Here is a 15,504-nt window from a genome sequence, read left to right as displayed (position 1 = left end):
TGTAGGGTGGGCATCTTGCCCGCCCTATCTTTATAGTTCCCATGAATGAAGAAACAATTTTAATATCCAAAAAAATGCTCCATCAGAAGACAGAGGATTTTAATTATTTACGCTAACAGACGCTGAGGAAAGGGTTTCCGTACTGACAAGTAACTTATAAAAATGAATGAATTAATTCATTAACTTGAACTTGCAGGTTGTCTCTAAATTGTTGTACCTGTTGATAAATTGCCGCACGTCCTTGGACTAAGTTGACTCGTTGTACAGGTTGAATAAAGTAACGCAGACGAGTTCTCATAGCCCAAACTCCCATAGAGGGAAATATCATTAAAATGATGATAAATGGCGAGAGGGGCAAGAAAGGTAATTTAAATAAACGTTGCAATCTCTGAAGATTTACTGTCCAAGGATGTAAAGATTCGCTACCAATGCACACAACTGGGACAATGGGAACTTGATAGCGATCGCTCAATTTCATAAAGCTGACATTAAACTTTTGCAACTGATAACGTTGACTCCAACCTTTCAGGGGGCCACGCACTCCTTCTGGTGCATAAACGAGAATTTTACCTTGTGCCATTGCGGCTTCAAAATCACCTAACTCGGCGCGTACCCCACCTAAAACTTTTGACCATTGAGGTGGTAACCACCACACCACCCAAGGATGTTCAAATAATGATGCTTCTGCTATGGGTTGCACTATCCAGCCTTGGGCTTCTCCTAATAAATAACTCAAGGTGATAAAATCCCAGGGAAAACACATCCCTGCGTGATTCATGGCTACAATTACTGGCCCTGTAGGTGGCAAATTTTCGCTTTGTTGCAACTCTCCGCGAAAATAATATTTAACGATGAAAGCCAGAATTTCTTGACTAAAGGCTTTTTGATATTGAGGGTTAAAATCGCTAACGTCTTGTCTGGGTAAACGACAACCAAGACGCAACCACCGATTAAGTAGCGCTAAATAAAATCCCCCAGGAATTAAAAATAATACATATTCTAGCCAATTCCAACCATCTGGATCGGCGTGATAATGCTGCCAGTGTCGGTTAAATAAAATCAGCCAGCCAGGAGGATACCATAAACACAACCAGTCAAACCAGCTAAATCTATAACCTTCATCTGATGTTTTTGTCTGTTGAGTGCTGAGGATGTTTTCAGCATGTTGATGAATCACAAGCACTGAGTAGACTACACAACAATTATATTTATATATATTGTGCTGATTTGTATCATACTCAGGGATTAAGTTTTAGTTTTTGATTTGAAAAATTGTCCTCCAGGTTTGAGCTATCAAGATAACTGCTGTCTCTACATGTACCTTACTAATTGCACCCGGTAACGATCTTTTTTGGTCACGGCAATTTCTCCAACTTCCAAACGTCCTTTACCGCGAATAGCGATTAAGTCGCCTGATTTCACCTGAGAACTAGCTTGAGTGACTTCCTTCCAATTGACGCGCACATCACCACCGTCGATGAAATTTACCATTTTGCTACGGGACATACTAAAACCAGCGGAGGCGATCGCATCTAACCGCAATGAAGCTTCTACTGTGGTTAATTCTTTTTTCTTCGGTTCCCTAACCTTTAACTCACTGATGTCAATTTGTTGAGTTTTTACCGGCACCGATCGCACTTGTTGCAGACTCATAGCTAAAAATTCAGCCAACTCTGGGGCGACGATAGCCTGGGCCCCGCGTTCTCCCAGCACAATGATATCTCCGGTCTTTTCACGGATAATACCTGTACCCAGCATGGCCCCTAAAAAGTCGCGGTGTGTAGCTGTATCAAACAAGAAATTCCCAGCTATTTCTAAAGCTAACAGGGCCACTTGAGATTGATCTAAGGGTAATTCAGAACGGGCGATGGCAATTCGTTGGCGTTCTGCTTGTGGATAGCCACCCCAGGCGACTAATTGTACTTCTGTTAACCGACTGAACACCCGTTGAATTTCTGCTAATTCTGGCGGTGACAAAAAATCTGTCAACACTACTTCCCAAGTTTTAATGGCTTGTTCTGCCTGATCAATGACACGAGCTACACTATCTCGATTTTCAACACCCTTTAACAGTTCTTCTCTTGGCAACATGCTTACAAATTATGAGTTATCTTTTTTCAGCTTTGATTTGAGAGTTCATTTGCTGAAACTGGAGGCATCTCAGTAAGAGAAATAATACTTACTCAAGGCAAAACGCTCTGTCGATAGCACTTCAAGTGATGCTTGTCTCCGCGTAACCTTGGATATTTTCTGGGTCAAACTGACGTAATATTCGGGTAGCTTGCCGAGTCAGAGTTTCTGAACCCTGAACTACAACGATGTATTTACCCATATCTAAGCGATTACGATAGGGTAAAGCATCACCACCTCCCAAAACTAAACCTACTCCCCCACCAACAAACACACTACCCATAGCACCACTAGCAGCCCCTAAAAGTCCGCCAACAATATGATTACCAATTTCACCAGCCCAGGCAAAGGTATCTAAACCTGTAATCAGGCTGAAGGTAAACCCAGCGAAAAAGCCGAAAGGTATCAACCAGTAGGACATTAGCTTTGCTTGCTTTTTAGCTTGTTCCTTGGGGTCAATCAAACCGAACTCATCAGCAGTTTTATAACCTCTACCGAGAATGGTACTATCGATGGCTTGTTTTTCTAAAGCTAAGTAAGCTGCTTCGGCTTGGAAGCGGTCTGGTAATACAGCAACAAGGTAATTCATTGATGGAATAGTAGTTATCTGATAAAAGTTTGTCTTAATTAACAGCTTATCAGTCTAGGGTTGATCAATCCTGTACCTAATTTCAGATGGACATCTAACAGGAGGAATACTTCATAGGCGATCGCTAACCTCGATATGTCTACCCTGCCTTCATCTGTAGGTACATATCAGAAAAATAGTTATTTTGCAAGATTATTGTTATACTTATTTACATGACACATAATTTAAACTTCAAATCTCCTCAGCTATTTAGCCCTGTCGTTTTCAGTTCTGAGTTTAATAGCTTTAAGAGTATCAATGCTTCCCAAGCCTGGTCTTTATTCTTTACAGGTGGTAGAGAAGATAGAAAATTAGATTCTAACCCTCGAATAAGTCTGCTTTTTACTAGTGTTTTACTAGCGCTTGGTATTTCCGGATTTGCCAGAACACTGATTCTCCGGAGTTTCTTTCCTGCTTAAGTACTGAACTAGTAGTTAATACTATGTCTTTTTTGAACCATCAAGAAATTGGTGGTTCAAATTATTAAGTAAAACATTAGCCTTTAAAATATTAGAAAAAAAATTCATCTAAAATTTGACAACTTAGCCTAGGAGAATTAATGTTAGACTTCAATACCTTAACGGTATTTTCCAGCACTTACTGTATTGGTATTTGTGCCTTTCTTATTCCCGCCAACCTAATTGCTACCTCGTTGACAATAGGATTCACATTATCATCTCGTCCAGCTATCGAGGTTTGGCGAAGTGCAGCAATTGCCAGTATCTTTGCTTTATTAATGATACTTCACGTATTCGCTTGGTTCATGATTGGAGTTGTCATGGCTCCAACCTACATTTTATTGGCACTGGGAAGCATCTGCTTGTTCGCCAATTTAGGAGCGATTATCTTACAACAAATAGGGAAGAAAATCCTCCTAAGCGACGAAACCCGCTAAGAGCAGAGAGTTTTTATAGCATTCATAAATTAGCATTCAGAACTTTTGAGTGCATCTAGAGGTTCACAAAACTCATTAACGCCTTGCTTAAGAACATATATTAAAATCGGTGTTGCTAAAGGCTGAGGGAATGCCGGCATTGATTGGAGATGTGCCATCATCCCCACAAGTGAATTATTGAGTAAATCTGACCGATATTCTTGCTCACAAATCACCACCCGCCATCTTCTGGCCATAGCATCTAACCACTCTGAGTTAGTCATCCCTGGTTCTTGACCTACGCGGATAGCGAGGGTCATGGCTGCATCTTCTAAATCGCCGTCGCAATCCTCAATTAAATCCAACGCTTCCATAGCACTGGGATAGTCTGCTAATTGAGAGCGAAATAGGGCAATTTCCTGGGATGTAACTGTAGTCATAAAATCTTCACAAGCTAAGTATGGGAATACTCAGATATGGTAGTCGAATATATTCCACTTATAACAGGGAACAAACTTGAAAGTTTCTAAGCATCTGGAGTTTGATCAATAAAGACTATTGGTAAATTAGTCAAAAGTTTTAGCCTATAATCATTTTCCTTTAAATAAGTACTAATGACCAATGACTCATGACTAATGACTAATGACCAATAACTTATTCAGTAAATGCCCTAGAGGTGACAGCACGTTGTAACTGAGCCAAAGCGCGGTTGTAATCTAAGATAGCGGTGATGCGATTACCTTCGGCTCTTGTGAGGTCGTTTTCGGAGTTAATCACATCGGTTTGAGTACCTACACCGGCTTGGAATCGCAACCGAGCTAAACGGAGTGCTTCTCTAGCTTGTTCTAAAGCAGCATTGGCTGTTTGCACGTTTTCCAAATTAGCTTGCTGGGTAGAAAAAGCTTGCTCTACTTGAAAACGGATTTGGTTACGTTGTTCACTAAATTGAGTTTCTGCGATCGCCACATTGGCTTTTGCCTGAGATGCCCTAGATCTGGCTGCTCCCCCATCATACAAATTGAGGCTGGCCCGGACTCCGACAGAGTAACCATCGCTAATGCCAACACCGTCATCAAATTGATCTAACAGGTTGTAACTAGCAATCAAGCTGACTTGAGGCCCTAGAGATGAAAGTGCCTCTCGCCGCTGTTGTTCACTGATATTACGTTGTGCCAATTGTTGTTGCAATTCTGGGCGATTTTGAAATGCTAAAACAATGCTACTTTCTAGGTCTTGATTCCACAAACCTGCTAATTGTACTGGATCTGCGGCACTAATATTGGCCGATTGTGGCAAACTTAAGCGCAACGCTAAACGCCGCCGGAAAATTTGCTGCTGGGAGAGGCCATTAGTCAGTTCTTGGGTAGAGTTGGCTAAATTTACTTGCGATCGCAAGACATCAAACCGCGTACCTACACCAGCTGCTTCTAAGGCTTGAGCATCACGTAAACTAGCCTGGGCGTTCTCCACAGATGATTGAGCAATCCGTACTTGTTCATCAGCTTGTTGCAAGTCGTAATATTCTGTGGTGACATTCAACCGAATTTCTTCAGATTGACGCTCTACAGCTAATTCATCAAATTTTACTCGTTCTTCCGCTTGCCTGATGTTGGCTTGTCGTCTGCCCGAAGTGAAGATGTCATAGGTGAGTTGTGCTTGACCACTAAATCCTGTACTAGATTCAGCACTAGGCGATGGAATACCTGTTTGTTGTTCTTGTTGTCTTAACTGTAGGTCAGAGCCGGCAGAGCGACTACGAGTGACATCAGCACTCAGTCCTACATTAGGCAATAATGCTGCTTGTGCTTCACGCAGAGCGGCTTGAGAACGTTCTAACTCCAATAGCGACACTTGCAAATCCCGATTGTTACGCTTGGCAATTTCTAATGCTTGTGCCAAAGTAATCGGCTGATTTTCTTCCAGTGTCACTTCCTCTGGTTTAGTCGGAAATTGTAGAGGATTTGCATCAGGAATTAAGTTTTCGGGAATTGGCACTGCTCCTGCTGGAGCAAATTCCCTAGTTTCTGGTTGAGTTTCTGGTTGCTGAGGCAATTGTCCGGTATCAGCTGGGTCCGAAAATTCCTCTGATTGCTGTGGCGTAGGAGTTGCTTCCCAAATAGTCTCTTCAGGGCTGGATATGCTGTCAGGAGTAAAGTTATAACCCTGAACTACCCGATTTCTATTCAGATTTTGAGGTCGGCAACTACTGGCAAGCAAGGATGCAGAAACCAATGTACTATTGTGCTTCTGTGCCTGGGGGCAATTGTTCGCTGCTAGTAAATTTGCTGCTCCTGTACCTCTAACCGCAGTTGGTAAAACTTTCGATAACGGAGTTACAGAATTTGTTGATGATACTACTGGTTGTCGTAAAGCAGACAGAGAAAAACTAGCTTTCTGATCAACATCTGGTGTAGCTACAGCCGTAGATGCAACTATTTGTTGCTCAGAAGTATCAATGTGACTTTGTTGTTGACTAATTTTAAAATCTTCATCTTCTGAACGTTTAGCAGATTTTAACTTAGCCCTGAGATGGGAAAATTTACCTTCGTCTTTTTTAGATATTTGTTCTCCAAATATCCCAGTAGTTCTTGTTAAGACTACTAGGTTACTCTTACTACTTGAAAGCCGTAAATTAAGTGGAGTCAACCCAGGTTTGGGTACTATATCCGGAAAAATCTGTCTTGTACTATGAGGCAGTTGGGTATTAATATGATCTGCAAACAAGGTTCGACTATCAGTAGCAGTCAAGACATCAGGAGAAGACGCCAGATGTACCTCACTGACTGTCCCAGCCAAAGCAGGCTGGGTTGTTAATACCGCTGCTGTGACACCAGGTAAGAAACTATGGAATAAGTATTGTCCTTTCACCGCATCCCCTCACACAAAAATCAATCTAGCGGCAGAAACCCCTTCTTCTCCACAGAATATAACACGATCCTAAATTTAGAAATGAATATATCATGACACTAAATTTAGGAATCAGCACTCGGTTTATTTTCAAAGCGTTGAACTATGCGCGAAAGTTCCGCCTTTTCGTCGACACTCACGCGGCTAGGAGCGCCACTGACAATGCGTTCGTAATTTCGGAAAGAATCTCTAATTTCTGGGCCGTCAGCAGTAATATTGTACTCACGGATACCTTTGTCATGCCACGAACCGCGCATTTTAAATACATTGATGGCTCGCGACATTTCCCCACGAATTTCTACGTACTGTAACATCAAAATTGTGTCAGTAATTGTAGAAATATGGGAGTCAGTAATCGAATGAGAACCCATAAATTGGTCAGTTGTATTGGTAAAAAACCCAGTTATTTCTTCTTGCTTGGCATAACCAGTCACGCCGATAACGAACTGACGAAAAGCGTTATTACTTACGCCTCTAGCTAGTGCTGATAAAGAATCAATGGCAATCCGCGCAGGTTTAAAAACGGCAATTTCTGATTTAATAATTTGTAGGTGATCTTCTAAACCAGTTGATTCAGGATAGGTACAAATAATTTTCAGTAACCCTTGACGCTCTAATTCCTCAAAATCAATTCCCCAAGAAGAGGCATTGCGCGATAATTGGGCGCGTGATTCTTCATAGGCAAATAATATGGACTGTTCACCATTGACGCAGCCATTTTGGAGAAATTTGCTTACCAAAAGCGTCTTACCAGTACCAGTGGCTCCCGTGGCTAAAATAATCGAATCTTTAAAAAAACCACCACCACACATTTCATCTAGGGTCTTTACCCCAGAAGATACTCTGACATTAGATGACCTTTGGGTTAAACGCATTGCTCCCAAGGGGAAAATATTCACTCCTTCATTGGTAATTGTGAAGGGATACTCACCTTTCATGTGAGTTGTACCGCGTAACTTGAGGATTTCAATTGTCCGGCGGCGACGTTCTCCTTCTAAAACGTTGCGGACAATCACCACATTATCAGACACAAATTCTTCTACCCCAAAGGAAGCCACAGAACCATATTCTTCGCTTCGTTCAGTGGTAATAATTGTCGTGACATGCAGTTGTTTCAAACGTGCTACTAAACGGAAAATCTCCCGGCGCACTACTCCCATCGCTTCGTACTGCTGAAAGACGGCTGTAATTGAGTCTATGGAAACTCTTTGGGCTTTGTACTTGCGAATAGCATATTGCAAGCGCTCAATCAGTGCCGAAAGGTCGAAGTTACCAACAATATCTTGACCTTCTGGGTCGGGGGATGCATCTAGTATAAATAATTTGCCTTCATCTATCAGGCGTTGCAAATTCCACCCAAAAATATGGGCATTTTTAATAATGTCACTGGGAGATTCTTCAAAGGTAACAAATACTCCCGGCTCATCAAAACGGGTAATACCATTATAGAGAAATTGCAGAGATAATAAGGTTTTGCCTGTACCAGAAGTGCCACTCACTAAAGTAGTTCTACCAACAGGCAAACCACCATGACTAATATCGTCAAAGCCCTCTATCATCGTGCGAATTTTTTCGATGCCACCAATTGATGGATTATTCGGTGCTGCTTGGTCTTTTTCGCTCATTGCTTCATAATAAATGGGTAGTAAACCCAGTTTTTATATTACTCAAGTTGCTACTTTGTCGTCAAAATTATGTTAAAGATGATTTTATTCTTCCCAATCTTCTTCGCTCAGTTCTTCATAAAGTAAATCTAATCCAATCAACACTCTTTCTCTGTCTGATAGATCACCAATTATTTTGCGAACAGGTGGCGGCAAAATTTTAGACAATGTTGGCGTAGCTAATATTTTATCTTCTTCGGCTAGCTGTGGGTTCTTCAGCACGTCAATTACCTTCAAAGCGTAAACACCTTGAAATTCCTGTTCTAAAATATTTTTGAGTATTTTTAACGCTCTTACTGAGTTGGGTGTATTCCCTGCTACATAGAGCTTGAGAACATAAGTCTTCCTTGCTTTATTCATATAAGGTAAAGCTAAATGTGAAAATGAAAATACAGGTTTATCAAATGAATGCAGCGGAATTGTATCCGTTAATTGGCATCATTTTAACTATGATAAATTTAATTTATTTAGAAACAGAACATCTATAGCGTTCGCAGAGGTGCGCTAGGATATCTATAAGTGTTAGACGATAATCCATTAAAGCTTCATCACTCCTACCTTCTAATCTTAGCTGATTGGAAAACTCTTCAATTAGTTCCATGTGAAATTCAATAATCTGGGGCACAGGAATATTAGCACAAAATACTGCATTGATAAATTTATCAATTTGTTCTTTCAATGTTTTGTCTGTAGTAAAGTAATTTATAAGAATCTGGCGATAATCTGATTTGAGTTGTTGCAATAATACCTGCTGATCAACTTGAGTCATGTGGGGAAAGAACTGCTGTGATTTTTGCCTTTGACATGCAAACACATAAAAATATTTATTAGTGAAATTTTCCTTAAGATATTGTTGCCACCGATGCAGTAAGTAGTAAATTTTAGCAGTAGCAACTATAGGCGATAACCAAAATTCATTTTGGTTGTACTGTCTATAACGCCACATCTGCCCACTCAATCTTGGTTTAGTCGCTAACTGAGTTGGGTTATCTAAATTTTTCTTAATATCTGTGGGAACAATCAAGATGGGTAGTAACATCTATATGTAGTAACATTTGTATACTTATATATTTTATTAACCATCCTGACCAAGATTTAGTGAACTAATAGGTTAAGGTCACATTTGTTGATTCTGACTGGGTGTTGAGGAAAGTTACAAGTTCAAGCTGAAATCACACGGCGTGTCAACAGCTAGTTTACACATGAGAACTTCACAACATAATGCAATTTAATCAGCGCTAGGATGGAGACAAGTTGCTGATCAGGTGTTCTTGGTAAATGTAGTTACATTACTTAATTGATGATTCGCATATGCATATCTCCCTAGATACAGATCCTTTTATTTCTCTTGTTGATAAGATACTTAAACTAACTTAAAGTATCGTCGCATTCTAAATCATTATAATTCCTCAAGGTTCTAAAGCGAATCTTTGGGGCCATAATTGTTTTAGTTGTCACTTATCGAAGAGAAGTTTCAGCACCAGTAGAACACTGACAATGATCTTCCCCCAAAATTCAAAGTGGCAAAGACGATCACTGCTACTCCCAAAACGAGCAAATCTAATCAGCGGTGTATCTTGAGAATCAAGTTAATTGTTTCAATGGCGTTGAAGCTGTAACAAGAATCGCTTAAATGAGTCTTCTGCAAGGATATTACTTCAGGTGTAAATACTATTTGCCGCAATGCTGATGGTGCAGCCCGCAGGTTTCCCCAAGAAGAATGACCCCCAAAGCCTTATGTCAATGCTACAGTACCCGCTTTATGACTTTCTAACAACCGTACCCAACTGCGTAGAAACCAGCACTCTGGCAATGGTGCTGGAGATTTTTGAGCAGGAGCAGTGCGATCGCTTAGTAATATTGAACCAGCAGCAATGCCCTTTGGGATTGGTGTACTCTGCCCGATTAACCCAAAAATTGTTGGCCACATCTGGTGAAGAACTAGATGATAATTTGCAGCAGCCATTATTAATTTGGGATCAAACTATTATTGAGCCATTAAAAACAATACCAGCAACTTATTGTATAGATCAATTACGGCGACTTTTCAGTTACCAACAAACACAAAAAAACAATAACTTAGATTGGGCGCTGATAGATACAGATGGTACGTTTCTGGGGCTACTGAATAGCGCCCGGTTATTAAAATTATTGGCCAAGGAAAAATTAGGAGTTAATGCAGAGGGAAAGCGCCCTGCATCTGCCAAAAGAAATTCTCCAGAGCCTATCAACAACTCCGGTAAACCAGTGAAAACTCACTGGCGATCGCGTCGCACTCATCAACGCCAGTCAGTAGGGAATCAACCATTAATACAATTATTGGAATTACTACCTTGGCCTTTGATGTTGCAAAGGGGATCAGGTGAGGTAGTAGCACAAAACCCGGCTTGGTGGCAACAACTAGGAGCATTGAAAGATCCTGAAGGCGTCCGACAACAGGTAGAAACCATACTGGCTCCAATTCGCGATCAACAGCCAGAATATGCCAGTCAGCCAAGCCGTAATAAATATCGTCCTCATCATAGAAGCAATGAGCATGACAACAAGGAACAATCCTCACCGTTAAATACAGCAGAACATAGCTTTACGGTGAAAAATGAAGCTTCGCCACCAAAAAACTTATCGCCCTTGGCATCATACTCTGCGCCATTAGTAAATAACCAAAAAGAGCAGCCAGTAGGCACAAATATTGCATCTAGTCGCTGCTTTTTAGATAATCAGATGGGTAGTTGTACTTGTATTGTGGAAGTGCAAAATGGTCAAGAGCGCATCTGGCAATTTACCAAAATTTCTTTAGATAAACCAGAGTCGGAACTACTATTGAGTGAAAAGTTACCAGCGAGTTTAGCATTAGAAGCAACCGCGCTCACCATAGGGGCTGAACTAGGCAATGACCTCTGGTTGGTATTAGCTACTGATGTCACCGAACAGCAGCAGATTTGTAAAGAACTAGCAGCTAAAAATGCCGACCTTATTCAACTAAATCGGTTAAAAGATGAATTTTTAGCTTGTATTAGTCATGAATTAAAGACACCCCTCACCGCAGTGTTGGGATTATCGCGGTTATTAGTAGACCAGCAATTAGGAGAACTCAACGAGCGCCAAGCCCGTTATGCTGGACTAATTCATCAAAGCGGACGGCATTTAATGAGTGTGGTCAATGACATTTTGGATTTGACCCGCATGGAAACCGGACAGATGGATTTGGCATTAGTACCAGTGAAAATTCAGACAGTGTGCGATCGCGCCTTATCAGAAGCCAAAGCTGTTCATACTCAAACCACCAAAGCTACAACCACTCAGCCCCCAGTAGTCAGTTCTGCTCCAGAATTTACTATTTGTATTGAACCAGGTTTAGACCAAATCGTGGCAGATGAATTACGCTTGCGGCAAATGCTGGTACATCTACTGTCCAATGCCTTTAAATTTACAGAAAACTCTGGTGAAATTGGTTTGCGGGTAAATCGCTGGGAAGGCTGGATTGCTTTTACAGTTTGGGATACAGGTATTGGCATTCCCGAACATCAACAACATTTAATCTTTCAAAAATTCCAACAATTAGAAAATCCCCTGACTCGCCAATTTGAAGGTACTGGTTTAGGGCTAGTCTTAACTAGGGCTTTGGCGCGCCTCCACGGGGGTGATGTCAGCTTCTTATCTCGTGAAGGTAAAGGCAGTCAGTTCACATTATTGCTACCACCTAGCCCACCGACAACAAACTTCACCGAAACAGAACAGGTAATTGAAGAAGACCCCCAAAGCCCAAGTACTCCAACAAGAGAAGCCACAAACTCCGGTCTTCAGCGCGTCGTTGGCACTACCGCCCATCATCCCATTAGCTCACAAAGGTTGGTCTTGATAGTTGAGGCAGTAGCCCGATATATTGAAGACGTCACCGAGCAGCTCAAAGGTTTGGGTTATCGGGTGGTAATTGCCCGTTCAGGAACAGAAGCCGTAGAAAAAGCTCGTCGTCTACAACCAAAAGCGATCTTTTTGAACCCCTTATTACCGCTACTTTCGGGTTGGGATGTGCTGACTTTACTAAAATCTGATGATGCTACTCGCCACATTCCCGTAGTAGTGACAGCAACGGGAGCCGAAAAAGACCAAGCATTTGCTAACCGAGCCGATGGTTTTTTGAATTTGCCAGTTGAGCATCAGTCTTTAGTACCACTTGTGGAAAAGTTATGTGCTACGCCAGCAATTTTGCCGTCAGGATTAGATAATCCGGAAATCATCCCTATTAATCCACTACGAATTCTCAGGTTAGTTGATCACAATTTAGAATCAATTAACCCCCATCCTTCACTGCGAGAGCATCGGGTGATAGAAGTAGATGATCTAGACCAAGCAGAACTTTTGGCGCGGGTTTGGCAGTTCGACGTGATTTTACTGGATATAGAAACTTCTGTAGCCCAAACTTACTTACAACAGTTAACTCAGCATCCCATTTTGGCCGAGCTGCCCCTAGTAACTTGTGATGTTGAAACCACCCTGGCAGCCTCCCAGATTCCTGGTTTATCTGTATTTCCTTATTTAACACCATTTACTCAAGACAATCACAACCGTACCGATAAAACAGATCCCTTATTATCGGTGCTGCAAATTGCCTCTGGTGTCTCCTGTCCACCCAGCATCTTAGTAGTAGATTTAACCATGCTGCGTGACATACCACAAATCAAGGGCAAACAGTCCAGGGGTCAGCGCCCAGCCAAAAATTCCTCCCTCAGTGGTGACACTACTGAAAGGGGATCTGAGTGGTTTCAAGCTTTAATTCAGTACTTACAAACAGCTGGATTGAAAGCAGCAATGGGTCATTGTTGGGCAGAAGTGCTGCAACAAATTCGTCACCAAAGTGTTGACTTACTATTAATTTGCTTAGGTGAGTCATCGATTCGTAAAGAGGCACTAACAGCGCTGAAAGCCTTAGAGAATTTGCCTTGTGATTTACCACCTATTCTGGTCATTGATCAGCGGTTAAGTAGTCATCAAATCAATTCTCTGCCAAATATTTCCTCAGCAGCCAGTGTCCAGCAGAAAAAAATCAGGTCAAATTCATTAGCAGCTGTGATGGGTGGTATGGTTGCCCAGATTTTGCCTCGTTCCATCTCCATGGAGGATTTATTAAGTCAAATCAATCACGCTTTAGCAGTTAGTAGTCATTAGTCATTGGGAAGAAAGTTTTCCCTCATCTTCCCAGTCCCCAGCCCCTCATGATATTTTGAGCTTTTCTTTTTTCATTTTCCTAAAAGAAACTCTAATCAACTGGTAATTACCTCTGGTAGCTAAATTTTCGTAACTATCTGGCGGTAAGTCCATTTTTACGAAAGTTTTCGGTTCAGCCAAGACTAGCAAAGAGGGATACTGTTCTTGCTGGGCACGCCGTTGCTGAATATGATCTAAAGATTCTTTGGTCAGTTTGAGAAAATTTATTTGCTGTTGGGTGTAGAACACTACACTCGGTTTTTTGAAGCCAACCATAAGTAATTCTTCATTTGGTTCTTGGACTTCTAACATCAGTGCAGACAGTTCTCGCAAAGGTAGTTGGCGTTGCTGATCCATTAAAAACAAAGCAGGCATCAAGACAATGATCAAAAATGCCATAAACACTGCTAAATTCATCTTGATCAGTGAGTGCCAACGGCGACTAAGGATCAAAAATGCCATGATGATGGCACCAAATAGCCAAATAAAACCGCCTAGTTCTGGTAAACCTGCATTTTTAATCAGTAATGGGTAGTCTGGTGCTACTGAATTATCACCTAGTAAATAAAATATGTGAAACAGTGCTACTGAAAGTACAGTGGCAAATACGACATTTATCCAAGCACTGACCTTGATAAAAGAGGATGCAGAGCTAATTTCATGGTTTTGATCCGAGAAAAAATCGCTCCACAACAGCGCTACGAGAATAGCGGCGGCTGGCATTAACGGTAAAACGTAGCTAGGGAGTTTAGTAACAGCAATAGTAAAAAAGCCAAAAATACTGATAAACCAGACACAGGCAAATAAACCCAATTGCTGAGAGCGTTCTTGAGATAGCCAGTGCGATCGCTGCCAAAATTTTAGTCTAGCCAGCGCTACAGGTAAATATATTGAGTATGGCGCAAAGCCTAGCAGCACTACTAAAAAGTAAAAATACCAAGGTGCAGAGTGATTATTAACTACTTCTGTGAACCGTTCTATGTTGTGGTATCCAAAAAAAGCATTAATAAAATCCCACCCATTCCGCCAGGTAACTAACAAATACCAGGGGGCTGATAACCCAAAAATAATCAGCGCACCCATGAAGGGACGCATTTCCCAGAATACTTCTTTAAATTTGCCTACATAAAGTAGAAATGCCAGAATAATTAGCCCAGGTAGAACAATTCCTACAGGCCCTTTACTCAAAATCGCACCCGCGATGAGTACATAAAAAGCCAAATACCATTTGTGAGGGAAGATAGATCTAGTTTGAGGTGCTTGTCCCTGAGTACTGACATTGCTGGCATATCCCAAATAAAAGCACAATAATGCCGATGCCATGCACCCAGTCAGCATCATATCTGAGACACCCGTTCTGCCCCAGACAATCATTTCTGGATTAAGTGCCAGCATCGCCGCTGCTATGGCAGCTGTGGAGTAGCGACGATGAGGACGTGAAACTTGTTCTAAGGTATCTTTTTGCGTGAAATACCAGTGTAAAGTGTAAAAAGTTAAACCAATTACAGCCCATGCTGCCATGGCCGACGGCAGACGTACTGCCCACTCATTCACCCCAAAAATTGTATAGGCGATCGCCTGACACCAATATATCAAAGCGGGTTTATCAAACCGAGTTTCGCCATTGAAAAAAGGAGTGATCCAGTCACCTGTGACAAACATTTGCCGGGAGGCTTCAGCAAACAACGGCTCTGTTTCATCAACTAAGCCGACATTGCCCAAATTCCACCCGTAAGCAACCCAACTAATCACAACTAACACAGTCACAGTAAACACCGGACTCTTCGCTAAATTATTGAGCCACTCGTTAACAGTACGCGGAACACTCAATTTTATCCTCATAAGTTATTAGTCAATAGTCCACAATTAAACATAACTAGTCCATAGTCGTTAACTAGCTGTGTTTTGTTCTTAAAAGAATAGAGAGTCGGGAGTCGGGAGATGAAGACGTATTTTTGTTCTTGGGGACTTCCAAAGAATAAATTATCCAATTTACTCAAATAATATTTGTTGTCTTCCCCCCATTCCCTACCCCCTGCTCCCCTGCCTACCCCAGCTATGGGATATTTTTTTAGTTGGGAGTCCCTTGTACTCGC

General features: G+C 41.6%; 11 protein-coding genes. 2 read left to right on the top strand and 9 right to left on the bottom strand.

Features of this window, described 5'->3' with window-relative positions; genetic code table 11:
* Positions 1–154 precede the first annotated feature (154 nt).
* From ACM0OT_RS11720 to ACM0OT_RS11710, 3 genes are all read right to left on the bottom strand, one after another.
* Positions 155–1,177: a 1-acyl-sn-glycerol-3-phosphate acyltransferase gene (locus tag ACM0OT_RS11720; RefSeq protein ID WP_414564516.1), complete on the bottom strand. Its 1,023-nt coding sequence runs from the start codon at positions 1,175–1,177 to the stop codon at positions 155–157.
* Between the two features lie 134 nt (positions 1,178–1,311).
* Positions 1,312–2,091, bottom strand: coding sequence for a photosystem II S4 domain protein (locus ACM0OT_RS11715; RefSeq protein WP_414564515.1), 780 nt, complete (start codon positions 2,089–2,091; stop codon positions 1,312–1,314).
* 121 nt (positions 2,092–2,212) lie between these two features.
* Complete coding sequence (locus tag ACM0OT_RS11710; protein WP_414564514.1) at positions 2,213–2,719, bottom strand: hypothetical protein; 507 nt, start codon at positions 2,717–2,719, stop codon at positions 2,213–2,215.
* A 598-nt stretch (positions 2,720–3,317) separates the two neighbouring features.
* On the opposite strand from ACM0OT_RS11710, the gene ACM0OT_RS11705 reads away from it, so the two are divergent.
* Positions 3,318–3,653: a hypothetical protein gene (locus ACM0OT_RS11705; RefSeq protein ID WP_414564513.1), complete on the top strand. Its 336-nt coding sequence runs from the start codon at positions 3,318–3,320 to the stop codon at positions 3,651–3,653.
* Between the two features lie 29 nt (positions 3,654–3,682).
* Here the strand turns inward: ACM0OT_RS11705 and ACM0OT_RS11700 are convergent, their stop codons facing one another.
* From ACM0OT_RS11700 to ACM0OT_RS11680, 5 genes are all read right to left on the bottom strand, one after another.
* Positions 3,683–4,072: a hypothetical protein gene (locus tag ACM0OT_RS11700; RefSeq protein WP_414564512.1), complete on the bottom strand. Its 390-nt coding sequence runs from the start codon at positions 4,070–4,072 to the stop codon at positions 3,683–3,685.
* A 214-nt stretch (positions 4,073–4,286) separates the two neighbouring features.
* Positions 4,287–6,500 (bottom strand): TolC family protein, encoded by a 2,214-nt coding sequence (locus tag ACM0OT_RS11695; RefSeq protein WP_414564511.1) that lies wholly within the window; start codon positions 6,498–6,500, stop codon positions 4,287–4,289.
* A gap of 104 nt (positions 6,501–6,604) precedes the next feature.
* The gene (kaiC, locus tag ACM0OT_RS11690; protein WP_414564510.1) at positions 6,605–8,164 is read right to left on the bottom strand and encodes a circadian clock protein KaiC; all 1,560 of its coding nucleotides are present in this window, start codon (positions 8,162–8,164) and stop codon (positions 6,605–6,607) included.
* Positions 8,165–8,248: 84 nt separating this feature from the next.
* Positions 8,249–8,563, bottom strand: a complete 315-nt coding sequence (gene kaiB / locus ACM0OT_RS11685) for a circadian clock protein KaiB (protein ID WP_214430437.1) — start codon at positions 8,561–8,563, stop codon at positions 8,249–8,251.
* Positions 8,564–8,666: 103 nt separating this feature from the next.
* Positions 8,667–9,242 carry a KaiA family protein gene (locus tag ACM0OT_RS11680; protein WP_414564509.1) on the bottom strand — a complete coding sequence of 192 codons (576 nt, stop codon included), beginning with the start codon at positions 9,240–9,242 and terminating at the stop codon, positions 8,667–8,669.
* 698 nt (positions 9,243–9,940) lie between these two features.
* Between ACM0OT_RS11680 and ACM0OT_RS11675 the strand changes: the two genes are divergently transcribed.
* Entirely contained in the window at positions 9,941–13,369 is a 3,429-nt protein-coding gene (locus ACM0OT_RS11675; protein ID WP_414564508.1) for an ATP-binding protein, read from the top strand.
* Positions 13,370–13,414: 45 nt separating this feature from the next.
* Here ACM0OT_RS11675 and ACM0OT_RS11670 read toward each other — a convergent pair whose 3' ends face one another.
* Positions 13,415–15,250, bottom strand: coding sequence for an ArnT family glycosyltransferase (locus ACM0OT_RS11670; protein ID WP_414564507.1), 1,836 nt, complete (start codon positions 15,248–15,250; stop codon positions 13,415–13,417).
* Between the last annotated feature and the right edge of the window lie 254 nt (positions 15,251–15,504).

The sequence above is a fragment of the Anabaena sp. CCY 9613 genome (genome assembly GCF_963920895.1).
Lineage (GTDB): Bacteria > Cyanobacteriota > Cyanobacteriia > Cyanobacteriales > Nostocaceae > Cyanocohniella.
This window is presented reverse-complemented; position numbering and strand designations above follow the sequence as displayed.

What these genes read in the sequence shown, in the direction of transcription:
- ACM0OT_RS11670 (WP_414564507.1), bottom strand. Translation starts at nt 15,250, where the DNA reads ATGAGGATAAAATTGAGTGTTCCGCGTACTGTTAACGAGTGGCTCAAT.
- ACM0OT_RS11710 (WP_414564514.1), bottom strand. Translation starts at nt 2,719, where the DNA reads ATGAATTACCTTGTTGCTGTATTACCAGACCGCTTCCAAGCCGAAGCA.
- kaiC (WP_414564510.1), bottom strand. Translation starts at nt 8,164, where the DNA reads ATGAGCGAAAAAGACCAAGCAGCACCGAATAATCCATCAATTGGTGGC.
- ACM0OT_RS11715 (WP_414564515.1), bottom strand. Translation starts at nt 2,091, where the DNA reads ATGTTGCCAAGAGAAGAACTGTTAAAGGGTGTTGAAAATCGAGATAGT.
- ACM0OT_RS11675 (WP_414564508.1), top strand. Translation starts at nt 9,941, where the DNA reads ATGTCAATGCTACAGTACCCGCTTTATGACTTTCTAACAACCGTACCC.
- kaiB (WP_214430437.1), bottom strand. Translation starts at nt 8,563, where the DNA reads ATGAATAAAGCAAGGAAGACTTATGTTCTCAAGCTCTATGTAGCAGGG.
- ACM0OT_RS11705 (WP_414564513.1), top strand. Translation starts at nt 3,318, where the DNA reads ATGTTAGACTTCAATACCTTAACGGTATTTTCCAGCACTTACTGTATT.
- ACM0OT_RS11700 (WP_414564512.1), bottom strand. Translation starts at nt 4,072, where the DNA reads ATGACTACAGTTACATCCCAGGAAATTGCCCTATTTCGCTCTCAATTA.
- ACM0OT_RS11680 (WP_414564509.1), bottom strand. Translation starts at nt 9,242, where the DNA reads ATGTTACTACCCATCTTGATTGTTCCCACAGATATTAAGAAAAATTTA.